The 23,597-nt window shown below is 43.9% G+C and carries 28 protein-coding genes and 3 pseudogenes; 14 read left to right on the top strand and 17 right to left on the bottom strand.

The genetic code is table 11. The features are described 5' to 3' along the window. Positions 1-268 precede the first annotated feature (268 nt). From ACXMYH_RS03200 to ACXMYH_RS03175, 6 genes and pseudogenes are all read right to left on the bottom strand, one after another. Complete coding sequence (locus tag ACXMYH_RS03200; protein WP_485663293.1) at positions 269-706, bottom strand: N-acetyltransferase; 438 nt, start codon at positions 704-706, stop codon at positions 269-271. Positions 707-722: 16 nt separating this feature from the next. Next, on the bottom strand, positions 723-1,439 hold the full coding sequence (sfsA, locus tag ACXMYH_RS03195; protein WP_486555521.1) for a DNA/RNA nuclease SfsA: 717 nt from the start codon (positions 1,437-1,439) through the stop codon (positions 723-725). Next, the gene (locus ACXMYH_RS03190; RefSeq protein ID WP_486555520.1) at positions 1,436-2,008 is read right to left on the bottom strand and encodes a DNA-3-methyladenine glycosylase I; all 573 of its coding nucleotides are present in this window, start codon (positions 2,006-2,008) and stop codon (positions 1,436-1,438) included. The genes sfsA and ACXMYH_RS03190 overlap by 4 nt, the downstream gene beginning before the upstream one ends. Positions 2,009-2,732: 724 nt before the next feature. Then, positions 2,733-3,650 (bottom strand): radical SAM mobile pair protein B, encoded by a 918-nt coding sequence (locus ACXMYH_RS03185; protein WP_486555519.1) that lies wholly within the window; start codon positions 3,648-3,650, stop codon positions 2,733-2,735. Next, positions 3,638-3,763, bottom strand: a pseudogene (locus tag ACXMYH_RS03180) (radical SAM mobile pair protein A); the annotation flags it as partial. The gene ACXMYH_RS03185 and the pseudogene ACXMYH_RS03180, both read right to left, overlap by 13 nt. Before the next feature lie 43 nt (positions 3,764-3,806). Then, positions 3,807-4,310 carry a flavin reductase family protein gene (locus ACXMYH_RS03175; RefSeq protein ID WP_486555518.1) on the bottom strand — a complete coding sequence of 168 codons (504 nt, stop codon included), beginning with the start codon at positions 4,308-4,310 and terminating at the stop codon, positions 3,807-3,809. 154 nt (positions 4,311-4,464) lie between these two features. On the opposite strand from ACXMYH_RS03175, the gene ACXMYH_RS03170 reads away from it, so the two are divergent. Beyond that, entirely contained in the window at positions 4,465-4,818 is a 354-nt protein-coding gene (locus tag ACXMYH_RS03170) for a winged helix-turn-helix transcriptional regulator (protein WP_055187091.1), read from the top strand. Positions 4,819-4,943: 125 nt separating this feature from the next. Here ACXMYH_RS03170 and ACXMYH_RS03165 read toward each other — a convergent pair whose 3' ends face one another. Together ACXMYH_RS03165 and ACXMYH_RS03160 are read right to left on the bottom strand one after the other, a co-directional pair. Then, positions 4,944-5,780, bottom strand: coding sequence for an SIR2 family NAD-dependent protein deacylase (locus ACXMYH_RS03165; RefSeq protein ID WP_486555517.1), 837 nt, complete (start codon positions 5,778-5,780; stop codon positions 4,944-4,946). Between the two features lie 61 nt (positions 5,781-5,841). Further along, positions 5,842-6,798, bottom strand: coding sequence for an SIR2 family NAD-dependent protein deacylase (locus tag ACXMYH_RS03160; protein ID WP_486555516.1), 957 nt, complete (start codon positions 6,796-6,798; stop codon positions 5,842-5,844). 127 nt (positions 6,799-6,925) lie between these two features. On the opposite strand from ACXMYH_RS03160, the gene ACXMYH_RS03155 reads away from it, so the two are divergent. Together ACXMYH_RS03155 and ACXMYH_RS03150 are read left to right on the top strand one after the other, a co-directional pair. Continuing rightward, positions 6,926-7,369 carry an Rrf2 family transcriptional regulator gene (locus tag ACXMYH_RS03155; protein ID WP_118604560.1) on the top strand — a complete coding sequence of 148 codons (444 nt, stop codon included), beginning with the start codon at positions 6,926-6,928 and terminating at the stop codon, positions 7,367-7,369. Between the two features lie 70 nt (positions 7,370-7,439). Next, complete coding sequence (locus tag ACXMYH_RS03150) at positions 7,440-7,991, top strand: helix-turn-helix domain-containing protein (protein ID WP_486555515.1); 552 nt, start codon at positions 7,440-7,442, stop codon at positions 7,989-7,991. A gap of 282 nt (positions 7,992-8,273) precedes the next feature. On the opposite strand, the gene ACXMYH_RS03145 is transcribed toward ACXMYH_RS03150, so the two are convergent. From ACXMYH_RS03145 to ACXMYH_RS03130, 4 genes and pseudogenes are all read right to left on the bottom strand, one after another. Continuing rightward, entirely contained in the window at positions 8,274-8,645 is a 372-nt protein-coding gene (locus tag ACXMYH_RS03145) for a DUF2500 domain-containing protein (protein ID WP_486555847.1), read from the bottom strand. Between the two features lie 419 nt (positions 8,646-9,064). Further along, positions 9,065-9,886, bottom strand: a pseudogene (locus ACXMYH_RS03140) (site-specific integrase); the annotation flags it as partial. A 149-nt stretch (positions 9,887-10,035) separates the two neighbouring features. Further along, positions 10,036-11,193: a sensor histidine kinase gene (locus ACXMYH_RS03135; protein ID WP_486555514.1), complete on the bottom strand. Its 1,158-nt coding sequence runs from the start codon at positions 11,191-11,193 to the stop codon at positions 10,036-10,038. Then, positions 11,190-11,870: a response regulator transcription factor gene (locus ACXMYH_RS03130; protein ID WP_022024520.1), complete on the bottom strand. Its 681-nt coding sequence runs from the start codon at positions 11,868-11,870 to the stop codon at positions 11,190-11,192. The genes ACXMYH_RS03135 and ACXMYH_RS03130 overlap by 4 nt, the downstream gene beginning before the upstream one ends. A gap of 93 nt (positions 11,871-11,963) precedes the next feature. On the opposite strand from ACXMYH_RS03130, the gene ACXMYH_RS03125 reads away from it, so the two are divergent. From ACXMYH_RS03125 to ACXMYH_RS03115, 3 genes are read left to right on the top strand one after another with little or no spacing between them, the layout of a single operon-like run. After that, positions 11,964-12,107: a CD1871A family CXXC motif-containing protein gene (locus tag ACXMYH_RS03125; protein ID WP_009263530.1), complete on the top strand. Its 144-nt coding sequence runs from the start codon at positions 11,964-11,966 to the stop codon at positions 12,105-12,107. After that, positions 12,100-12,978, top strand: a complete 879-nt coding sequence (locus ACXMYH_RS03120; RefSeq protein WP_486555513.1) for a 4Fe-4S binding protein — start codon at positions 12,100-12,102, stop codon at positions 12,976-12,978. The genes ACXMYH_RS03125 and ACXMYH_RS03120 overlap by 8 nt, the downstream gene beginning before the upstream one ends. 51 nt (positions 12,979-13,029) lie before the next feature. Then, positions 13,030-13,932: a TlpA disulfide reductase family protein gene (locus ACXMYH_RS03115; protein ID WP_486555512.1), complete on the top strand. Its 903-nt coding sequence runs from the start codon at positions 13,030-13,032 to the stop codon at positions 13,930-13,932. A gap of 56 nt (positions 13,933-13,988) precedes the next feature. Here the strand turns inward: ACXMYH_RS03115 and ACXMYH_RS03110 are convergent, their stop codons facing one another. Further along, positions 13,989-14,225 carry a DUF6061 family protein gene (locus ACXMYH_RS03110; RefSeq protein ID WP_486555511.1) on the bottom strand — a complete coding sequence of 79 codons (237 nt, stop codon included), beginning with the start codon at positions 14,223-14,225 and terminating at the stop codon, positions 13,989-13,991. 364 nt (positions 14,226-14,589) lie between these two features. On the opposite strand from ACXMYH_RS03110, the gene ACXMYH_RS03105 reads away from it, so the two are divergent. From ACXMYH_RS03105 to ACXMYH_RS03070, 8 genes are all read left to right on the top strand, one after another. Continuing rightward, entirely contained in the window at positions 14,590-14,898 is a 309-nt protein-coding gene (locus ACXMYH_RS03105) for a hypothetical protein (RefSeq protein ID WP_118531176.1), read from the top strand. Positions 14,899-15,202: 304 nt separating this feature from the next. Then, a complete protein-coding gene (locus ACXMYH_RS03100; protein WP_004841179.1) occupies positions 15,203-15,439 on the top strand; it encodes a DUF6061 family protein in 237 nt (78 codons plus the stop codon). Positions 15,440-16,030: 591 nt separating this feature from the next. Then, positions 16,031-16,216, top strand: coding sequence for a cysteine-rich KTR domain-containing protein (locus ACXMYH_RS03095; protein ID WP_003431289.1), 186 nt, complete (start codon positions 16,031-16,033; stop codon positions 16,214-16,216). Between the two features lie 16 nt (positions 16,217-16,232). Then, positions 16,233-17,216, top strand: a complete 984-nt coding sequence (gene rlmN, locus ACXMYH_RS03090; protein WP_002584956.1) for a 23S rRNA (adenine(2503)-C(2))-methyltransferase RlmN — start codon at positions 16,233-16,235, stop codon at positions 17,214-17,216. 473 nt (positions 17,217-17,689) lie between these two features. Then, positions 17,690-18,127, top strand: coding sequence for a sigma-70 family RNA polymerase sigma factor (locus ACXMYH_RS03085; protein ID WP_003502131.1), 438 nt, complete (start codon positions 17,690-17,692; stop codon positions 18,125-18,127). Further along, a complete protein-coding gene (locus tag ACXMYH_RS03080) occupies positions 18,111-18,353 on the top strand; it encodes a helix-turn-helix domain-containing protein (protein ID WP_002604473.1) in 243 nt (80 codons plus the stop codon). Before ACXMYH_RS03085 ends, ACXMYH_RS03080 begins: the two co-directional genes overlap by 17 nt. Positions 18,354-18,808: 455 nt before the next feature. Then, positions 18,809-18,982: a transposon-encoded TnpW family protein gene (locus ACXMYH_RS03075; RefSeq protein ID WP_002604472.1), complete on the top strand. Its 174-nt coding sequence runs from the start codon at positions 18,809-18,811 to the stop codon at positions 18,980-18,982. Between the two features lie 77 nt (positions 18,983-19,059). Next, positions 19,060-20,733 (top strand): recombinase family protein, encoded by a 1,674-nt coding sequence (locus ACXMYH_RS03070; RefSeq protein WP_069989194.1) that lies wholly within the window; start codon positions 19,060-19,062, stop codon positions 20,731-20,733. Positions 20,734-20,740: 7 nt separating this feature from the next. Here the strand turns inward: ACXMYH_RS03070 and ACXMYH_RS03065 are convergent. From ACXMYH_RS03065 to ACXMYH_RS03050, 4 genes and pseudogenes are all read right to left on the bottom strand, one after another. Further along, positions 20,741-20,947: pseudogene (locus ACXMYH_RS03065) on the bottom strand (recombinase family protein); the annotation flags it as partial. A gap of 81 nt (positions 20,948-21,028) precedes the next feature. Next, positions 21,029-21,319, bottom strand: a complete 291-nt coding sequence (locus ACXMYH_RS03060) for a hypothetical protein (protein ID WP_033126094.1) — start codon at positions 21,317-21,319, stop codon at positions 21,029-21,031. Then, the gene (locus ACXMYH_RS03055) at positions 21,316-22,671 is read right to left on the bottom strand and encodes a relaxase/mobilization nuclease domain-containing protein (RefSeq protein WP_033126095.1); all 1,356 of its coding nucleotides are present in this window, start codon (positions 22,669-22,671) and stop codon (positions 21,316-21,318) included. Before ACXMYH_RS03055 ends, ACXMYH_RS03060 begins: the two co-directional genes overlap by 4 nt. A gap of 1 nt (position 22,672) precedes the next feature. Continuing rightward, the gene (locus tag ACXMYH_RS03050; protein ID WP_033126096.1) at positions 22,673-23,017 is read right to left on the bottom strand and encodes a plasmid mobilization protein; all 345 of its coding nucleotides are present in this window, start codon (positions 23,015-23,017) and stop codon (positions 22,673-22,675) included. Between the last annotated feature and the right edge of the window lie 580 nt (positions 23,018-23,597).

Here is a 23,597-nt window from a genome sequence, read left to right as displayed (position 1 = left end):
CCTCCAGAGCAATCCTCAAAATCCGTTCCTTCAGTCATAACGTTCTCCTCAGCAAAGTAACCGTTCGGTTACTCCAACATAGTTATCGATCGATTACTTATCAAGAGCCAATGTAGACATTGTACTTTTCGATCACGGTTGGGCAAAAGAAAACTGGAAACAAATTGAACCCGAAACAGTATTTTATTATTTTTACACTGATAAGATACAAAAAACAAAATAGTTCCCAAAAATCCTATTCCCTGTATCAATAAAAAGCGCATTTACATTATTCCCCCTCACAATCTGATTCCCAATTCATTACATATTCCGTTTCGCCGGTGAATTCATCCATCCTTTCCGACTGGATCGTAAATCCTTCTCTTTGGTAGAAAGACATTGCCCTGACATTCTTCTGATATACGTTTAACTGCAATCTGACTTTTTTATCCTTGATATAATCCAGCAAACTTTTGCCTATACCATGTGACTGCATTTTATCCGAAACAAAAATACCTTCAATGTATTCATCCCTTACGCCTAAAAATCCATGAATCATTTTATCATCTTCATACACGTATACTTCTGCCTGTGGCAGCATTTCTTTCACTCGTTCATAATTACTTGTCCAGTATTGTTCTGAAATAAAAGAATGTGCTTTCAGATTGGTCTTTAACCATATGTCAGCGACTCTATTTATATCTGTCTTCCGTAACTTTCTAATCATAGCAAGCCTTCATTTCCTACATATTCAAAAATCTTGAGGTATCTTCGGTTACACCCGTGATCTTTATACTGTCAGCTTCCACATGGCAACTGTAACAGACGATCTGAACACCTGCCATTGCAGCCTCCACAAGTGCTTTTTTAAACTCCGGCTGTGCCGTCTCATTCGGCAGCACCCGATGAATTACATTCATCTGAATCACGAAGGCGATTGCTGTATGGCAGTCTTCCTTTGCAGCCTTTGTCAGCTCGTGTAAATGTTTTACCCCCCGCTCCGTTGGTGCGTCCGGAAACAATCCGATGCCCGGATGCAGATCATCTGCCAGCGTACAGCCCTTCACTTCCGTCAGAAATTTTTCTCCATTTTTTTCCATGTAAAAATCAATTCTGGAGTCTCCGTAAGTATATTCTGCCTTCACAAGATCATAATTCAGGCTCATGTACAGCTGCTTCATCAGAGCATTCGGTGCCAGACTGTCAATATTCACCCATTTTAGCTTTGGCTTGTATACAGAGATCAGATCGTATGCCGTTTTTCGATTCATATTCAACGTCTTCTGCAGCGTCACCTTCGCTTTCGGCACCAGAAGCTCCCGCAAACGCCCCGTATTTTTCACATGAACCAGCTCTGTCTCCCCATCGATCAAAACCTCCGCTGTGAAACGGTTGATCCTGCGGACGAAGCTGCCTGCAACGGTATTCTCATAAATAATTGTCGGTTTCTGTTTCATCATATCTCATCCTCTTGCCTGCAAAAGCATTCATCCTCATGCGACCAGATCACGCCGACGGCCTGCAGGTAGGCATAAACCACCGTGGTTCCCACAAATTTCATGCCTTGCTTCTTTAAGTCTTTGGAAATTACATCCGATAATTCCGAACTTGTTTTCCCGGTTTCCCGGATCACGCTGCCCTCCGTCCAATGCCAGAGATACTCTGAAAAGCTGCCATATCCCTTCTGAATTTCACGGAATGCCTGTGCATTGGTAACGGCTGCCTGTATTTTCAGGCGGTTGCGTATGATGCCGGGATCATTCCGCAGGGCTTCCAGCTTTTCCTTCTTGTAGACGCAAACCTTTTCAGCATCGAAGCCGTCAAAGGCTTCGCGAAACGCATCCCGCTTATTCAGGACACATTCCCAAGACAGTCCTGCCTGAAAGCACTCCAGGATCAGCATTTCAAAAAGCTTCCGGTCATCATGCACCGGAACGCCCCATTCCTCATCGTGATAACGGATGTACCGTTCGTTTTTGGGATTTGCCCAGCAGCACCGTATTTTTCCGTCTGCCCAATTCATTCGCATCTCACCTTCCTACTTTTCAAGTGGTACCATTCCAGTATGAAATTTCTGATCCATTTCTCAGTAAATGAATCATCGTTCTATATGTTTTGTAATGACAGCTATTAAAATACTCATATCAACCGGCCTCGCCACATGGTCATCCATTCCAGCATTCAAAAATTCCATGTGATACTTTCCTCTTTATTATTCTCTAAATGTATTATATTCTCATTTATGATAATGTCAGGAAGAACATTTTTTATACAAAGCAAAGTGAAGCAAGAAAGCGGCAATGCTTTCTGAACTGTCCTCATTTTCCATACTGTTCGTTCCAACCTTTTCAATGTTCTGCATTATCTGATTCGTTCAAAAAACACCCCCGTTAATTTTCCAACAAAGCATGTGATCGTTGCAGATCGACAAATCATTGTTTAATTGTATCTTCATCATACTTAGTTAAACTGACTTCGTCAACGCTTTGGAAGCACACTGCCATTTGGGTAAAATGTCCTGCTGCTTGGGAAAATATAGCCTTTATCGGCACATTCCAGTGCCTTGATAAGAGCAACCGGAACACTTTCCGCGATTTTCTTTTGTCACTGAGAATGAACTGCCGGGAGACTGTTTCCTCCATGGTATAAGAAGTCAGGCTAAGAAAACTTCTGAATGGGTATACATTGCATTCATAAAAAAAGGTTCTGACATTGAAGCACAGCTCCATGTCAGAACCCTTTTATTTCACAAATTATTTTTTGGGGTTGCGTCGCCCGCTGTTTTCCGAGCCACGCACTTCCTCATGGTAAAAGTAATCCACAATGACCGGGTGCCCAGGCTCTGCTCGTCCGTAGGGCAGCTCGTTGTCCACGAAGGGACAGCTGTTTTCTTTCGCCAGCCGTTCCGCTTGATCCTCCAAACCACGGAAGTAGCTTCTGTCTCCCTTGTTGTAGATAGCGTCGTACAGCGGAACCAAGTCAGGATATTTTTTACGTATATAGTCAAGGATGTCTTTTTTGAATCCGCCTCGCAGGTTTAGATTTTCTAACCATATCAGGTCGCATTGATTTCTGACCTGATGGAAGATAGCCTCGAAATCCGTGATACCCGGAAAGACAGGGGCAATAAAGCAGACGGTGCGAATGCCCGCATCATAGATCTGCTTCATGGCATTCAGCCGCCGCTTGATGCTGACGGCATCGTCCATATCATTTTTAAAGCCTTCGTCCAATGTATTGATCGACCAGGAGACCGTGACCTTTTCCAATTTTTTCAGAAGGTCGATGTCACGGATTACCAAGTCTGACTTGGTACAGATGAGAATTTCTGCCTCACTGCCCCGGAGCTGTTCAAGAAGCTTTCGGGTGTTCTGAAACTGAGCCTCCTGGGGCAGATAGCCATCGGTCACAGAACCGATGACTACGCGCTGCCCTTTGTACTTTTGCGGATTTTTGATTGCTGGCCAATGTTTCACATCCAGGAATGTACCCCACGGTTCGGTGTGCCCGGTAAATCGCTTCATAAACGAGGCGTAGCAGTATTTGCAGCCGTGGGTACAGCCCACATAAGGATTGACGGAATAGCCGCCCACCGGCAGGGTGGATTTTGTCATAATATTTTTGGTTTCTACATCCTGAAGCAGAATGCTGCTCTCTCTCACTTCCGCCATGTCTTCTGTTCCTCCAATACCCGGTAAAAAGCCGGGGGAAATTCTTGTACCATCTGTGCCTCTCCCATGATAGGAAGCAGATCTTCCTTCATGAATACAGGGATGCAGTCTTTAATACAAACAGCCGCCGCTGATGCCTCCTTACCGTTTTGAGATTTAGCCTTCTGCCGCAGGTGCAACTTTCCCGAAGCCGTTCCATGCATACAGCCCCTTCTTGTCCTCATCGCCCAGGAACTTGTCCACCTGACAGATGTGCAGGATATGGTCGCCAACTTCCACCGACTGCTGCAGGGTGGCCACCATCGCCAGACGGGTATCCACCGGAATCTGGATGTCACTGCCCTCCACAGCCATCATCTCGATGTTGTTGTCGGCCACCTTGTCGGTCTTGGCGCCGGTAGACGCTCCGCAGGCCATTACTGCGCCAGCCAGACTCTCACCTGGAACAGCGACGATGACTTTGCCGGTCTCCCGTACCTGCTTACCGGTGTGAGACTGTTTGCCAGTGGCGAAGCCCACCATAGGCGGATTGAAGGAGAGGTAAGACACAAAACAAATGGGAGCCAGGTTCGTAGAACCGTCCTCCTTTTTAGAGCAAATCAGTGTCAGCGGATTAGGGGAGGTCAGAACAGTAGCCTCCATAATGTTCAGTTCTTTCATAAAATTCAGACCTTTCTAAGAAATTTCAGTCGTTGACTGCATGGTCAACCAGTGATATATTTATTATATCTGATAGCAATTTTTGTTCAAGTACGCAAATTATTTATACCTGGTATCAAAAAATATACTGCAAAAGACGAGGAAAGATCCAATTATGACTTATGAAGAATTCAAAGAAAAGGTTGGCAGTGTCATTCTAACTGGAGAGGGAAACTGCCCGGTCACGCCGGTGGTTCAAATGCTGCAGGGCAAATGGAAACTCCAAATTCTTTATGAACTGTGCATCAAGTGTCCTATGCGATTTGGGGAACTGAAAAAAGTTCTCAAACCCATTACCAATACAGCCCTGACCAACGCCCTGAAGGAGCTGGAAGCGGATGAATTGGTTCAGCGTATCCAATATAATGAGATGCCTCTGCGAGTGGAGTACTCCCTCACCGAGAAAGGGCGGGACCTGCTGCCTGTTTTTTATGCTATCTCTCAGTGGGGTATGAAGTATATCCCTTGAATAAATTATCCTTGAGGATTCCATCCAAATATAAGAGTTGCCGGAATGGTTTGATGATCTGTCAAATCATTCCGGCTTTTTTTAAGAAACCGTACTCAAATCTATCTGAACCTGCTCCGAAATCGTCATGCCTCGCACGCCTCCCGGAGAGCAGGCAGCAGCTCATCCAGCCGCCCGTCCAGTCCGAAGGACTTCTCTTTGATATTGTCCGCAATGTAGACCTCACCCAGATTGATAGTCACATAAGTGGCGTTTGGCTCGCCGGCCACCAGGCGCATCATCGGAGCCTTGATTAGCTGATTGCGCCAGCCAATGCCCAGCTCCAGAACCATCAATTTCTTCCCGTGGTAGGTTTTCAGAAAGTTTTGGAACCGTGCCTGCGCTGCGGTATCCGAAATCATTCTCTGACCCGCGCCCATGTGGATGTCCATGGGACCTCCGCACTTGGGACAACGCGGCACCAACTCTGTAGGCACATGGCCGCCCTGTTCGGCAGCCGATAATTTTTCGGCCACCTCTAAACTTGAATAGAGGGTGTCGTGGCAGGGGCGGGCACACTGCATCGTAAACCAGTTGCCCTCGATTTCATAGATTTTCGTCGGATCGAAGCCACACAGTTCAAAGTGACCTTCTCCGTTTGATGTGACAACAAAGTAATCTTTCTCTCCCACAATGGCCTTCAAATCGTTCATCACTGGCGTAGGCTGGTACTGCCCGCAGTAATGATGGATGAGCCGGGCCCAGAAGGCCCATTTTTCCTCCTCGCTGGGCCATCCTGCCATCATGCCCTGCAAAATACACCCAAGGCCGTATTTCCGTTTAAAATCCCCAAACAGTCTTTCAAAGGCCGCATTGTCCGCAAACAAATGCAGTCCTTCGGTGATTGACAGGCCGTTACTGGCCCCGATCAGGATAGCGTCCGCTTCTCTGAATTTTTCCGCAATAGGGTTCCAATCAATCATATTCGTTCGCTCCTTTTCTATTTTATGGTTGCTGCAATGGATCGCACCTGCCGGAGGGCAGCTAGAGTTTCCGTGCATCCCGTAGCACCTGAGCAATGTCGGCCACAATGGTCATGCCCTTGTCCTCCAACTGCTTGGGAAGAAAGTCATACTTGTCGTTGACGCCGATATATCGGGCATGAGGAAAGCTGAGGGTCATGTTCCAGAAAGGTTCTTGGATAAACATGGGAGTCATTCGGCCAACGCCCAGCTCCAGAAACAGAATCTTACTGTCTTTGTGTTCCAGCACATAGCGAGAAATTTTTTCGTACTGTTCTTCGTATTTTTTTCCTTGCAGGAAATTCCCATATCCCCGCACCCAGGGGAATGCCTCACCGCCGCAGTGGGGGCACCGTGGAATAAGATCCGTGGGAATCTTCGTGCCATCCCCCATAGCGGCTACCATATCAGCCACCGGCTTTACCGCATCCCAAGTGTCATCGGTACAACAGGCGGCACACTGGAAGAAGCGGTGATCCCCCTGGATTTCCGCCACCTTCTCCTCCGGGTAGAGTTTGACAAACTGGGTATCCTGGTTCGTGGTGAGGATGAAGAAGTCCTTGCCTTTCAGCAAAGCGTCTAAATCCAGATAGGGATGACGCACAGGTGCGGTCTGGGTGGTGTGAAGGAAGGTGGCGAGATACCCCCAATACTCTTCCCTTGTCTTCCAGGGGTGCATCATCCCTGCAAAAGCACCTTTGAAGTGGTACTTCTCAGCAAAAGGCCGGAAGTATTTCCGGTAGGAGTCGTTGTCCTCGTAGTAAAAATTTCCGCCACCGGCAGCGGACAGGCCGGAGGCCCCGCCCACTACCACACAGTCAGCTTCCTTTACCTCCTGTACCAACCGATCGATCTGTTCGCTATACGGCAGCGGCTTTTTGTCAGTCAGCTGATAAGGCGTACTGCCGGAAGCATAGATAGGATAGTGCCTGGAATAATTCATCTGGGTCTGCATGACCAAATCATCATAGAAGTTCATTGTCACCATTCCTTTCGAGTGGATGTTATTTTTATTCTTACTTCAAATCATCTTAGCATCCTCTTGCATTACTGTCAATATGCTGTTATAATAAAAATAACATCAAAGCAAAAAAGGAGATCAGTCCATGAAATATCCCACCCGCCTTAGCGATGCTGTTCATATTCTGGCTTTTATCGCTTTGTACCCAGACTGCGACCTGACCAGTAACAAGCTGGCAGAGAGCATTCAGACGAATCCTGCCTATGTGCGCCAGCTCATGTCCGCCCTGCGGAAAGGAGGGCTACTGGTCAGCGTGAAGGGACATCCCCGACCTGCTCTGGCTCGTGAGCCGGAGAAAATCACTCTGCTGGATGCCTATCGGGCCGTAGAGGGCAACAAGCCCCTGCTCCATCAGGACATCCACACCAACCCTGATTGTGGCGTGGGTGTAAATATCCAACTGGTGCTGCGGGATTTTTACTTGGACATTCAAAAAACAACCGAACAAAGAATGCAAGAAATCACGCTGAAAGATGTGCTGGAACAATATCACATGAAACTCTTCCATTTGGGACAAAAAATCTTCTGAATAGGAAATACAGAACCTCCTTGCGGGACTATACTGAGAACCTGAGAGGCCTATACCCCGTATTTTGCAAATGATTGAAGAGGATCGCTACTGCAAGAAGCCATCCGCAATCCCGTCCTGTTCCGATTTAGAGCATATTTTTGCCCCACTCTTTTCTGCTCCTGTATCCGTTCGAATCTCCCTCTTGAAATTGAAGGTGCTGGAAATTTTGATTTATTTGAGCAACATGAAATCGGAGCATAAAGAACTGACTCAATACTTCTCCCAGCAAACCGAATTGATAAAAGAAATTCATCAACAGTTGACAGAGCACTTGGATCAACGATTTACGATTGCAGAACTCTCCAAACAGTATTTGATAAATACCTCTACTCTAAAGGAGATATTCAAGGCAGTCTACGGCCAGCCTATCGCCACCTATATGAAGGAATTTCGGGTGCGTCAGGCTATGAAATTATTACGGGAAACAAATGCCACTATTGCGGATATTGCTTCCCAGGCAGGCTACCAAACCCAGGGAAAGTTTTCAAGCGCTTTTCAGTCTATAGTCAAAATGTCCCCCAGAGAATACAGGAAAATCCAGAGTATGGCTCCATCTGATTCCTTTAGCAAAACACTGTAATGAGAAATTCTGGTAGACTACTGCCAGCAAAGCCTAACACAAACATAAAAAGCAGAACATTGCAGCATTAGCAATGCTCTGCCTTTTTATGTTCCCTTTTTCTTGATGTTGGCTGCCCTAATGGTCTCAATTCCTTCTGCTGTACCACTGGACAGTATCTCCCGATTCAGCAGTTTACCTTCCTGTATGATGATTTCCGTTCCACCGCGCCGAATAATAAAGGTATCCTTCAATTGAGCCTTTTATTTGACTCAGTTTTTCATAGATTATTTGACACTACCATCACACACGCTCAAATGATAGATATCTCGTCCCCTGAAAAGTAAGTTTCCCAATGTCTCCTTCTGCCAGCATTCCATATTCCCTACCGGAAACCTGCAATTCCATCCGATCACCGCTCTCCACCTGAAATGTTACATAGTAACTGGTACTCGAGATCGTATGATACCCATGCGCACCAGATGGATCACCTCCATTTGGGTGGCTGTGATGCGATACGTTTTCTCGCTTTGCAACTACAGTTGCGCTCACCGACAAACGCGGTGACTGATTGTTTTTATGCCATGTTCCGATTCCTGCTACAAACTGGAAGATGATCATGCCGAAAACCATTACGAAGATAATTGGAAACATAAACTCAAACAGCATAAACATATGACTCACCCCTTCTTCATCTTTCGCTTTATGATTACTCTAAGCGCGAAACATACGATGATCACCGTAAAAGAAGCGACGCAATACAGTAACGCTTCCGTATACCACGGTGCAGAATTCGGTTCGTATAGTTTCGGAAAGCGCTTATACTCATAGAAATCCATACCCGTTTTAATCACAATCACGTAGAAACTCGCATAGATAATATATTTTAATAAATCGTAGAATTTATTCATGCCATCGCCTCCGCGATATACTGTTTTGTCCTTTTGGCATCGACAAATCGGAATTTGTGGAGAGATTTCCTGAACTTTCATTATTTTACAGGTTTTTCAGCCAATTAGATAGTGAAATGATATGTATTTTCCCTTATTTTTGCCCTTGTGAGGAATCCGCAAGGGAAATAAGGGGATTTTTTATTAAGCGTTGCTCGCTACTTTATCAAGAAGTCTTGCGGAATCCCGCTTTGCTTTTCTTGTTGAGTGAGCGTAAATGTTCATTGTGGTACTGACATCGGAATGTCCTAACAGTTCCTGTACATCTTTTGGAGCTGCCCCGTTTGAGAGCAGGTTGCTGGTGTAGGTGTGCCGTAACTGGTGAAAGTGAAAATCTTCAAATCTTTCCAGCTTCTTTGACACTGACCTACATACAATGCCGAGTGTACTCGGCAGTTCCAGACTGCCATCCGGTCTGAGGCAGACAAAGGATATTTCTTTATAATCTGCTGGGACTTCCTGCGTTCCGTCAAGGTGATAGTATTCATAATACACCCTGTTTTTTACATGAACTTCTTTGTAGTAGTTGCGGTGGTAAAGTTCTCCGTACTGCATCCGGCTTTTCAGTTGTTCCCGTCTGGCTGTTTTCAATATTTCAGTCAGCGTATCTCCAAAATCAACAATCCCTACTTTTTTTCGCTTGGTTGTTCCAATCACATTTTTATGCTTTGCACCGTCGTAACGGATACTGCGTTTTATGGTCAGACATTGTTCTTCAAGGTTGATGTCCTGCCATGTAAGACCACAGGTTTCCCCGATACGAAGTCCTGCATAGTATGCAATCTGGATTGGAAGGATCGCAGGTGGATTTTTCTTTTCCAGGTACTTGATAAGCCGTTCATAATCTTCGTGTGAGATCGGCTGTGTGCCTTCTTCGACTTCATCATCGGAAAAGAGATCAACTTCCTCTGCCTGCCTTTTCAGCTTAATATACTGCATCGGATTGAAACTGATTAACTGTTTTGGAAGGCCTCCTATGATTTATATTTTACCATAGAAGACCTTGCTGTTATTAGCTATTTACAGAAAAAGTTCTACTCAAATAACAAATTATTCTATTTTTCTCATTTAGCAAATCTGTTTTAATAGCGTTGACAAATGTGTAAAATGGAACGCTACATTGAATGCTGTGCAAAAGTCACCTCGAAAATCGTTCCCCCAGTCTTGCCTGATTTGATACAAATACTGCCATCATGTACTCTAACGATTTCACGGACAAAAGCAAGACCTAGCCCTACGCCACCCAGCTCCCGGCTTCTGGATTTATCCACACGGAAGAATGGCTCGAACACTCTCTCCCTAAGCTCCTTTGGTATTCCGCTTCCCGTATCTTCTACAGACAGATAAACATGCTTGTTTCTCTGATATGCGGTTACTGTAACCTGTCCGAGCGGATGATTATATTTGATGGCATTCTCAACCAGATTGTATACAAGCCTGTAAATAAGGATATCACTGCCTATCATAGTGGCATCCTCACATTTTCCAATCAGCTTTATATTCTTTTCCACGGCAAGAGGCTCAAGGTCTGCCAAAACCTCTTCAACAATAGCATCCAATATAATTTTATCATCCCTTCCCACCGTCTGAAGCTCACTCATGTCAAGAAGAGTCTTTACCATCCTGTTTAATTTATCATTTTGTTCCGTAACCATTTTTATGGTCTGCAAAGTGTCTGCATCATTTCCCGGGTGAGAGGCAGAATTATATAAATCAAGCTGTACCTGCATTAACGCTAATGGAGTACGCAGCTCATGTGCTGCATTTGCAGTAAACTGTCTCTGTATCTCAAATGCTTCCGACAGACGCTCAAGCATCTTATTATAAGAAATACCCAGCTGGTTCAGTTCCTTAACATTGTTTTCCTCTATTCTTGAATCAGACAGATTCTGAGCCTGTACCTCTTCAATTTTATCTGAAAACTCCCTGATTGGTCTGAGTGCATGCCCGCTTATAAAATAAGTGACGACACCTCCCAAAAACGCCAGCAAAACCGTGATTATCAGACTGTTTCTTTTATAGTCGGTCTTATTATTGTACACCTGAAGCGAAAATTCATCCGCAAACTCATCCCACTTATCGTCCGGTATGCTGATATATATTTCATCTGATTTGTTTCCTTTTTCATCCCCCTGTGACTCTACCGCATCCTGCAGAGAATCGATGTAATGTACACCATTTTTATAGACAAACATAGTCAGGCAGCCACATATAATAGCAATACACAATGTAGTAATGCACGTAAGTCTCCACTGTAGCGACATTTTTTTCATCTGTCAGACTCCTCCCGTATTTTATAGCCTTCACCTACCTTATTCTGAATGGGATCATATCCCAGCTTCGCCTTAAGCTTTTTTCTAAGTGAAGACATATGTACCCTGATTGCTCCGCTAAAGCTGTCTGCCGTGGCATCCCACACATGCTCTATCAGCTCCTCCTGACTCACCGGTCTGCCTATATTGATAAGTAAATATTCCAAAATACCATTCTCTTTTCTTGTCAGTGGAACCGGCTCTTCCTTTGCATATGCCTCGCGTTTAATCGTATCAAACTTTATTTCTCCGCATTTAAGACATATATCATTCTGTACAAATTTCCTTCTTGTCAGGCTTCTGATACGTGCCTCAAGCTCCTGCAGATGGAATGGTTTTTCCATGTAATCATTTGCTCCTGCATCCAGTCCCTCTACCTTATCAGCAATCTGACCTCTCGCAGATAATATCAAAACCTTAGTTTCATCATTGTATTTTCTAAGCTCCTTAAGAAGCTCCATGCCATCCATCCCCGGCAGATTCAAATCTAAAACTATCAGATCATAATTCTCCGACAGTATACATTCAAGAGCCTCTTTCCCATCATAACAGGTATCCACCTCATAACCGGCAGCATACAGACTCTTTGCAACCATATCACATATTTGTTTCTCATCCTCAACAATTAATAATCTCAAAATGTTCTCCTGCTTCTTAACAATAATTTTACAACCTATATTGTATAATACCAAAGTCAGCTGGTCAACAATACAACAAAAAGGAGCAACATTATGTTGAAATACCAAAAAACATGTCAAATCATTCTGCTTATCCTTGGTGTATCCATGATAAGCTATGGCGCAGTCAGAGGTGAGGCGGCTACAGTGCTTGGTAAAGCAATAAAACTATGTCTGGAGTGTGTCGGAATTGGATAAGGAAAAGAAATTACGATCAAGAAAACTGGCAAAAATACGTGGCTGGATACAGGCCGCAGCAACGCTGCTGACCAATATTCATATTCCAAATTTATTTAAGGGTAAAATATATCAGGGCAATGCAAAAACAGTATGCGTACCCGGATTAAACTGCTACTCCTGCCCTGCCGCGACAGGGGCCTGTCCAATAGGGGCATTTCAGGCAGTTGTCGGATCATCAAAATTTAAGTTTTCATACTACATAACCGGATTTTTTATTTTACTCGGTGTAACTCTCGGCAGATTTATATGTGGTTTTTTGTGCCCATTTGGATGGTTTCAGGATTTACTTCATAAAATCCCCGGAAAGAAATTATCCACAGCCAAACTAAAGCCTCTTAGGTACCTAAAATATGTCATTCTTATTGTTTTCGTTATACTTCTGCCGATGCTTGTAACGAACTCTATAGGAATGGGAGACCCGTTCTTCTGCAAATATATCTGTCCTCAGGGGGTTTTAGAGGGTGCTATACCGTTATCTATTGGAAATGCTGCTATCCGTTCTGCGCTGGGAAAGCTTTTTTCTTTCAAGTGTATGATTTTAATTGCAGTGATTGTACTAAGTATCTTATTTTACAGGCCCTTCTGTAAATGGATTTGTCCGCTTGGAGCAATCTACTCATTATTTAATAAGGTCAGCCTGCTCAAAATCACCGTTGATAGCAGCAAATGTGTCGGATGCGGTCAATGCTCAAAGGCATGTAAGATGGATGTGGATGTGTGTAAGACACCGGATCACCCCGAGTGCATACGCTGCGGTGCCTGCATAAAGGCCTGTCCGAAGGACGCCATCTGCTACCGGTTTATGGGAAAATCATGTCAAAAAAAATGACAACAGATAGCTATTAAACATTTTACTATTATTTTAAAGGAGAAATTACTCATGAAAAACAAATTATCATTTATTTCTATTTTTACACTCTGCATAGCATTATCACTTACAGCATGTGGCATAAAGCAAGCTTCCACAACAGATTCTAAGAACACTCAGACTGAAGCCGGCTCAGAAGCATCTGGCAAATCAGATTCCAGGCTTGATGATTTATATCAGCAGGAAAATCAACTTTTTGCAGATCACGCTGATGTGTGGAACAAGGCATTTGGCATGATGAACAAAAGTGACGCCGATCCAAACGGAAATTATGCTGATTATCTTGTCGGTACCGTAGAATCAAACAAGAATTCATTCACAGACGATGAGCTTAAAACACTTAATGAGGATATTGAAACCATACGAAAAATCGAGGAACAGATAGCAGAGCTTGAAAACAAAAATACATCATCAGACGATAACAAGAAGGACAGCTCTAAAGCCTCATCTGTATTCAGTGATTTTTCCGGTGAGGATTTTGATGTCAATAAGGTTGATGACAGCCTGTTTTCCGGTAATGCAGTAACAGTCGTCAATTTCTGGTTTACCGGCTGCAAACCATGTGTCGCTGAATTATCCAAGCTTAACGAATTAAATGATGCTATCAAATCAATGGGCGGAGAAGTTGTTGGCATCAACACTGAGACCTTCGATGGCAATAAAACAGCTATCAAAGAGGCTGCCTCTGTTCTTGAAAGCCAGGGTGTCAAATATCGTAATCTGTCAATTGACTCCTCTAGTGCTGCCGGTAAATATGCCTCAGAAATCATGGCCTTTCCAACAACTATACTTGTTGACAGAAATGGCAATATTGTAGGCGAACCAATGCTCGGCGGAATTGATAACAAGGACAACTATGATGCCCTTATGAAGCAGATTCAGTCTGTAATTGATGCAGACAGCACAAATAAATAGAGGTCTACATATAAAAAGCTCCTGTGCATTGCACAGAGAGCTTTTTTTGAACATTACTATAATGTCAAGGAATCTTCTGCATCTACCCACATCTGTAAATTCCCATCAAGATACAGTCTCGCATATTCTAGTGGTTCATCAATGGCAAGTGTGTTTAATGCACAATCTGATCCGGGTGTGGTTCTCAAATTCTTTTCTGCTTCCCAGCAGTCAATGCGAAGCATATAGTCTGCACTGATATAAACATCAATGCTGTTTCGTCCGGGATTATATTCTGCAAATATTGTTCTCATCGTATCTTATCTCCTTATCGTTCAATCAATTATTTGCTACAAAAATCAGAAGCATTTCAATCAGTTCACCATGTCACTTTTATTTTGTGTTATACTGTTTTATATAATTTTTTTGGTCTCCGCTGCCGCTTCGGTCGGCACAGAGCAGAGGTCCACCGGACCTCTTGTGCCCTTGTATTTTCCCTTATCAGAGTTCGTAAACACTGGTGGGACGATATAACGCAAAGGAAACAATAAGGGAAAGCTCACCTGCGACAAATCCAGTGTTTTCAATGGTTTGCGGAGAATTTAATAACAAAATATAACAGTTATTAAATTTCTTAAAACAGGTGAAATCTCAATCGGAATTTGATGAGGTGATAATATGAGCAAAAGTAAGAAGTTGACAAATAGGATTATTGCTGTCCTATTGATTGTTTTGGGTCTTATATTGGGTGGCACATGGAATAGCGCGAAGTATTGCATTGGAGATAAAATTTTTATCGCCTTAGGTATATCTCCTTGGTCAAATGGTTCAAGTGGAACACATTATCCTGCTATTATTGGTAGTTTTGTTATTTTGGCTGGAATAAGTATCTTGAATTTAACTTTGCAAAAGAAAACTCGTCTGTGGATTTGGACTGCTGTTATTCTATGCTTTATTTTGTTTAATTTGTTTTTTACCTATATGTAGTAGATGATAACTCCCGATTGAGATTTCACCTGTTTTAAGAGATTTGATAACTGTTATATCTTGTTATTAAATTCTCTGCCAACCCTTGAAAACACTGGATTTATCGCAGATGAGCTTTCCCTTATTCTTTCCCTTGTGTTATATCGTCCCATCAGTGTTTACGAATTCTGATAAGGGCAAATACAAGGGCAAGAAAATCATATAAAACAGTATAACACAAAATAAAAGTGACATGGTGAACTGATTGAAATGCTTCTGATTTTTGTATCTGATGATTGATTGAATGATAAGGAGATAGGATACGATGAGAACGATATTTGCAGAATACAATCCACACAGAAACAGTATTGATGTTTATACCAGTGCTGGCTATATGCTTCGCATTGATTGTTGGGAAGCAGAAAAGAATTTAAAAACCACTCCCGGATCAGACTGTGCATTAACTTCACTTGCAGTTGATGAACCACTTGAATATGCAAGATTATATCTTGATGGAAATTTGCAGATGTGGGTGAACGCGGAAGATTCATTAGAGATATAGAAATACCTTTTAGAACAAAGTAGTCTTTCGCCTCTACGAATATAATTGTGAATTAGACGCTTATATCCGAAATAAACAATTGGAACATACCCGACAGGAGAACTTTCTTTGATAAGTCACGAAAAGAAACAGTCTATCAGAAAATGCAATCTGACACATAGACGGGCTCGACACATAGAATAAACAAGAGGACTTTCATTCACCCTGTTACATTTTACAGTTCACCTTTCTTTTTGGATATGTCCACACAATTCATATCATTAGGTTAAATACTTCCTGTTGTGTATTGACAGTAGACTGATTTTCTGATAAAATAAAATTTATGTAAAAGGAGGCGGCGTTTATGTTGCATAGCATGCGTATTAGATAAGCATTGAAAAAAAGGATTTTCCCATTTTCAACATGGGCTTTTTTGTCATGCTTATTTTGCGGATGCTATACAAAAAACTAACGACGTATAGATATAGTATAGACATAGTGCAAGCTATGCCTTAGTTTTGTTGTACTGCTCTGTGCATTATAAATGCAGGTCAATGCTCATGTTGAGGATTGACCTGCATTTTTTTGTGTAAAAAGGACGAGTGAAATATAATGCTTAAAAAATATTGGATAAAATGTCCGATTTGTAACGGAAAGACGAGAGTTCAAGTATTTCATAATACTGTATTAAAAGATTTTCCTCTTTTCTGCCCTAAATGCAAATTGACGCATATCATTGATGTAGAAAAATTAGAGATTGTAATCAAAAATACAGAAAAACAAACTTTTATTATTTAGAAGAAAGGATATAAAAATGAAACGTTTACCTAAATATACGCCTGCGGAAGTACGGAATGATCCATACGGATTTACTTACAAAGAAATGTCGGAAGTTATTGGCGAGAATGAAGCAAAAGCCTTATATGAAGAATTATATAAGCAATTACCACGCAAAAAAAATCTATCAATGTTGGTAAAAAATATTTGCAAAAGCAGTGATACTGAAAAGTATGTTTACGAACTGAAAGACAACAAATACATTGAAACGGTTTTTATCAAGCGGCGAGATGGTGGAACTGTTTGCGTGAGCACACAAGTCGGTTGTCCTGTTGGTTGTATTTTTTGTGAGTCCGGGCGAAATGGCTTTGTTCGTAATCTAACATCGTCAGAAATCGTACAACAGATTATATTGTTGCGTCGAAAAGTAAACCGTATCGTTTTTATGGGTATGGGAGAGCCTTTATTCAATTATGACAACTTGATAAAAGCAATCCATATTCTCCGAGATAGATATGGGCTCAACTTTCCAACCGACGGCATTACCATATCAACAGTTGGTCCGGTCGATCAATTAAAAAAATTGCGCGAGGAACATCTTAAAATTCAGTTGACAATATCTTTACACGCAGCAACACAATCTGCAAGAAATCGTATTATTCCTCACATGCGCATATATGCTATTGAAGATGTTGTTAAGCAAGCCTTATCCTATTCTGAAAGGCATAATCGCAAAATTGTCTTTGCGTATTTGCTTTTACCGGGTATAAATGACCGGCCCTCAGATGTAAGACAACTTGCAAAATGGTTTCGGGGCAAAAAAGTTATGATTAACGTGTTACAATACAACCCAACAAGCAATTCAAGAATTAAAGCACCACAGAAACGGGAAATAGTTGCATTCAAACATCAATTAGAGCAAGCAGGACTTGAAGTTACTATGAGAGTTTCTCATGGCAGAGAGATTAACGCGGCTTGTGGACAGTTAGCTAACACATATAATAAATTCAAAAAAAAATGATTAAAAGTGCCAGACGCATAGACGCAGAGCCGATAACGCATTAGGTCAAAAAACCTATGTGTTATCGGCTTTTTTATTTAATATTGCGCAAAAGCCGCTGTTCCCTATTATAGAATGGATTGCGGGTAGTGTATTAAAGTCGCCCTTTTTTAAGGATACGGCGGTATCGGGGAGGTATCGCCGTGTCCATTTTTATTTACTGTAACCCGCCTAATGCTTTGCGGTCAAAAAAAGCTATGCTCCGCAAGCGGGATATTCCGGCTATGAGTATGAACTGTCAATACATCTAAATACTTCTTACATTTCCTTTGCGCTCGTCCGCGTCTTGCGGACGGGCGCATTTTGCTTTTTTCAACTTTTTTCTGAAAAACGCACTCAAGAGCCATCTCCCGAACGGGTACGGAGCGAAAGGGGCAGAGAGGACAAGCCCTTAACTCCCGTCCTCTACTCCACGCGGGAAGGAGGTGAACTCTATGGAGCTATCTTCTTCCGACAAGGAAAGAATACAACATCAGTACGACGCATTAGCAAAGAAAACTTTGGTTGGCGAAGCGAAAAGCCACCGCCGCACTCTTGCGAAACGCGCAGCACGCGAAGTACCTTTTTCGGATTTGAGCGAAAGCGAACTCGCGCAGCTTTTCACAACGGACGAATACAAAAGCGATTATTTCCGTTTTCAAGTGTCCGGCTTTGATGTACTCGTCAAAAATGAACTGCTTGCCGAAGCCCTTAACGCTTTGCCCGAAAGGAAACGCGACATTATCCTTTTGTCCTACTTCTTGGACATGAGCGACGCGGAAATTGCTGAACTGCTGAATGTTGTACGCACGACGGTTTTCCGGCACAGGAAATCCGCGCTTGCGAAAATCAAACAGTATTTGGAGGGAAAAGCAGATGATGAATACCGTTAGGAAATCTGAAAATCTGTTGCCGTTCCCTGTCATTTCCGCAGCGGCAAACGGCGACACAACCGCCATGTGCGCGATCTTGAAGCATTACGAGGGTTACATAGCGAAACTTTGTACCCGCACGCTGAAAGACGACGCGGGCAATACCTATTCCTATGTGGACGAGGAAATGCGTAACAGGCTGCAAGTGCGCCTTATTACCCGCACCCTTGCTTTTCATGTAGGATAATCTTTTAGCCCATGCGGGGAGCGTGTCCCCTTTCCACGCTTCCCGTTATGGGCTATTTGTCGTTCCGTAACAGCACATCGGAAACGGTGTACTGTTACAGGCCGACAAAGCCTATTGTTCCTTGACAAAGAAAGCGGCCTTTGGTGCGCAGCATAACAGGCAACGGGTACATTCCGTCTGTACCGAGCCGGGCGGCGGGTACGCCATGACCGCTTTTCCCCGTTGGGGAAAAGTCGAGCGAGAACTACCGCGCCGTAAAACAAGTTTAGCAGCTTGTGGGCGACGACATACAAGGCGGCACAATGATACTCCCGCGTTGAACACCCTCAAAGTATTGCGCGGCGCACCCATAAGCATGGGCCGGGGTGAAACTCCCGTGAGGTTGCAGCTAACAACCGCCCGTTTTGCCTTTTGACGAATATAGTTTATCCATACAGGAAAAGGAGGTTTTTCTAATGGATAAAAAACAGACAATTACAACCGAACGCAAAATAGGGAAAATCACCTATCTTGTTCAAGCGTTGCCGAGTGAAAAGGCAACCGATACAATCCATAAAAAGATTGAAAAACTCATTGTAAAGGATTTGCAGAAAAAGCCCGGAAATCCGGGCTTTTTAGCGTCCGAGTAGTGCATTAGGCGGCGGGATATGGTATAATGATAGCAACACATTATACCTGTTTATTCGGCTGTCGGAAAGGAGGACTAATGTTACAGTCGAATAAAATCACCGCCCTTTACTGCCGTTTAAGTCAAGAGGATATGCAGGCCGGAGAAAGCGGAAGCATACAGCACCAAAAAATGATACTTCAACGCTATGCGGACGAACACCATTTTTTGAACACAAAGTTTTTTGTGGACGACGGATTTTCCGGCGTGAGTTTTGAGCGCGAGGGGCTGCAAGCGATGTTGCAGGAAGTGGAAGCCGGACGAGTGGCGACGGTTATTACCAAAGACCTCTCCCGTCTTGGCAGAAACTATCTGAAAACGGGCGAACTCATAGAGATTGTATTTCCCGAAAACGGAGTGCGCTATATCGCGATTAACGACGGAGTTGACACAGCGCGGGAGGATAACGAGTTTACCCCCTTGCGGAACTGGTTTAACGAGTTTTACGCCCGCGATACAAGCAAGAAAATCCGTGCAGTTAAACAGGCACAGGCGCAAAAAGGCGAGCGTGTCAACGGGGAATATCCATACGGCTATATCCCAGACCCGAACAACCGCCACCACCTTATACCCGACCCGGAAACCGCGCCGATTGTCAAACAGGTTTTCGCTATGTTTGTTAGCGGCGTGCGTATGTGCGAAATCCAAAAATGGCTTGCGGAAAACAAAGTCTTGACGATTGGAGCGTTGCGCTATCAGCGCACAGGACAGGCGCGGTATCAGCGGGCAATGATCGCCCCCTATACTTGGCCGGACAAAACGCTCTATGACATATTAGCAAGGCAGGAATATTTAGGGCATACCATAACCGCGAAAACTCACAAGGTATCCTACAAGTCGAAAAAGACCCGGAAGAACGAAGAAGAACAACGCTATTTCTTCCCAAACACCCATGAGCCGCTTGTTGACGAGGAAACCTTTGAACTTGCGCAAAAGCGGATTGCTACCCGCCACCGCCCGACAAAAGCAGCGGAGATTGATATTTTTTCCGGCTTGCTGTTTTGCGCTGGTTGCGGACATAAGATGTATTACCAACAGGGCGTAAATATCGAGCCGCGCAGGTTTTCCTATTCTTGCGGCGCATGGCGCAACAGGGCAAGGACAGGCAGCGAGTGTACCTCTCATTATATCCGCAAAAACGTACTTCTTGATTTAGTGCTGGAAGATATGCGGCGGGTTTTGCAGTATGTTAAGGAACACGAACAGGACTTTATCTGTAAAGCTACCGAGTACGGCGACATGGAAGCGAGAAAGGCATTAGCGCAGCAGCAAAAGGAACTTTCCAAAGCACAGGCGCGTATGACCGAACTTGACACGCTTTTCCGCAAGCTGTACGAGGACAACGCATTAGGCAGACTGACAGATGAACGGTTTGTGTTTCTAACTTCCGGCTACGAGGACGAAAAGAAATCCCTTGCCGCAAGGATAGACGAGTTACAACAGCAGATCGCAACCGTTACCGAGCGAAAAAGGGATATATCAAGGTTTATTCAGATTGTCGGGAAATACAGCGACATACAGGAATTGACCTATGAAAACGTCCATGAGTTTATCGACCGTATTTTGATACATGAATTAGACCGGGAAACCAACACCCGGAAAATCGAAATCCATTACAGCTTTGTCGGACAGGTTGATACCGAGCAGGAGCCGACGCAAGTTGTCAACCATGACCGCCGTAACATGGTAGATGTAAAAAGTATCGCTATCTAACCCCAGCAAAATTCGTACCCGTATAGCCATCGTCCACATAGTAGGTGGGATTTGGAAACCCGTGTTCCTTAGCGTACTTGAATAGATATTCTTTTTGATTTACGATACTGTTGCTCTCGCCTTCACGTCCATCGTCCTGACTCAGACGACAGTACAAGGCGGTGATTTCTTCCTGCTGTCTTTGCAATGCTTTCTCCTTTCCGACAGCAGACACGATAGTATGAAGTGTAGATACAGTATACCACGCCTGCGGTCAAACTTCAACGCTTTAAAGCGATAATCTTTCCGATATTTCTTAATCCTCATCATAACCCTCGGAATCAAAACTGTAATCTGCTGTGTCCCGCATGAATATCCTGCTGAGAAGCCCAAGCAAGTCCCTCCCGTCCTCTCGGAAATGTGCGGTCACTGTATATTCCGTGCCGCCGATTTTCTCGCAGAGCGTTGCCTGTTCAGGGATACGCATAAGGGGCATAATGTTTTCAGCAGGCGGCAGGGGCGGGTACACCCTATTCGGGTTTACCATTGAGATACCCTTATTTTCGTCTAAAATTTCCGTAAGTTCCTGTTCTGTCAGTCTGCTCATCGCAATGCGTCCTCCCTCTTGCGGTCTGTCCTGCCATTCTGGTTTGACCTTTGATTTTCAACCGTATCGTGGATTTGGTTCAAGCAGTCATCAATGTGGGCAGAGCGTTTTTCAATCCCGTCCGCATATTTCAGCCGCTTTCGCAGCTCCGTTATCCGTTCCGTCACCCCGTTTTTTTCTTCTCGGAGCGTTTCTTTCTCGGCGGGTGAAGCACGCCGTATCTTATTCTGCAAATGCCGCCGATAGTTGGTAAGCCTGTCCATTTCCGTCTGGTTCTTCTCCCTGTCGGCGTGCAAATCGGAGAGGGTGGAGATGTTATGCTCCGACATATAGCGTACCTGTGTGGTAATCTCATCCAGTTTCCGAAGCTCCTCTTTCATAAGCGGGCTTGTCGGCTTGTAGTCCGTGCCTTTGGGAAATATCCCCAACTGATAGCACCAATAGTAATACAACGCTAAGATTCCCCTTGTTTTCTGGTGCGGTTTCCAAGCCTTTTTATATTCTTCGGGCATATGGGGAGAGTAGGAAATCTTTGCTTTGTAGTTCCCATATCTTGCCCTTGTGCCTAAATGTGAACGGATAAAATCGGGCGTTAAGCGTTCATCAAGCGTATCTAATCTTGTGAAATGCTTATACTGCGGCAGCTTCATTTTCCAATGCCCGCCCGAAAAATCAACCTCGTAGCCTTTGTCGATTAGATACTTCATCATGTGCGGAATATCCCGACTGCCGCTGATTGCCTCCGCTAAATCTTCCAGATAGACGTTGTAGCGTGTCGGCTTGCCGCTCTTTTCATCCAGATACAGCGGTCTTGACGGTGCTTTCTTCGGGTTCTCAATCACCGATAATCCGTACTCTCTGCACAAGCGGTCTGACGTTTCCCTTAGCCGTTTCTGCTCCGATTTTGAGTAATTATATTTGCTCCCATCCAGATAGGAAACAGAGTTGAAGCAGAAGTGATTGTGGAGATGCCCCCTGTCAAGGTGGGTGACAACGATTATCTGGTACTTGTCGCCCCACATTTCCCTCGCAAGTTTTAAGCCGATTTCGTGGCATTGTTCGGGCGTTACTTCGTCTGGCTTGAAGCTCTGGTAGCCGTGCCAAGCGATATACCCGCCTGTCTTCTGGTACTGCTTTTTCGTTAGAATCATCTGCTGTAACGCTGTTTCTTTTAAACAGTTGATGGCGGAAACAAACTCTCCATTGTCCGTTTTCTGTGGATTCTTCACATAGGAGAACACGTCAAAGAAGTCCTGCATCTCCTTATTCGGCACGGTCTTTTCTGGGTTTTCCACATAAGAAATTAAGTCTTTCAACCGTCCTTCGATGTGCCAGAGGCTCGTTGCCGCCATATCAGACTGCCCCCTGTTCCGTCAATTTTTCCATGTCAAACTGCTGTGGGAGGGTATAATTCCGTTGCAGTTCCAAGATAAAATCCTCAATCTCCCTGCATATTTCATCAGCGGAAGGGGCGTAGGGGATACACTTTTTAAAGGCTACGTGTACTTCGTAAAGCGTGCCTAATAGTTCCCAAAATTCTTTCTCTGGCTGTGGCTGCGGTGCGTTTCCCCTGCATAACTGACGCATAAATTCTGCGGTGGACAGACCGCAGGCGGATGAATACTGCTTTAATTTTTCATGTTCTTCTTCGCTCAATCTAAAAGTAATGCATACTTTTTCTGATTTTTCTCTACTCATTTTTCTTAATCCTCCAGTTTTATTTTTCCTTTTATCGGGGTAGCTAGGGGTTGTCCCCTAAGTTAGTCCACACGCCTTTAGGGTGTGGATTGGATTGTGGCTGACACAATCCGATGCTCGCTATCTCTGTGGACAACTCCGCAGAGCATTTTTCTGTGTAACGGCTTTCTTAATGCCTGCCTTTACCCTCCGAAAAGGAAATCCTATGTCCTTTCCACCTCCGTTCTGGATTTTATTGCCTTTGACTTTTGGATAAATGAAAAAGCCGCCACACTGCATCACGAACGACAAGAGGATTCCCTCCCGCTCTGATTCGCAATGCTATGTAGCGGCTTTGAAATTCAAAACCCATGTCAGCCTTGCCGATTGGCTGACATTTCAATCTTATATCTATGTGCTTATTTAATTTTCAATCTTCCAATTTCCCCATTGGTATTTCAGAATACCATAGCGGCAATATGGCTGTCAAGATTTTGCACAAACTTTTTAGTATTCTCTATGGACAGGGATTTTATTCACTTATTCTAAAATTGGGTGGGAGAATTTTATCCCCCACCCAATAGCCCATAAGAAAGCATGC

It is taken from the genome of Pilosibacter sp. NGB245 (assembly GCF_057397225.1).
This window is presented reverse-complemented; position numbering and strand designations above follow the sequence as displayed.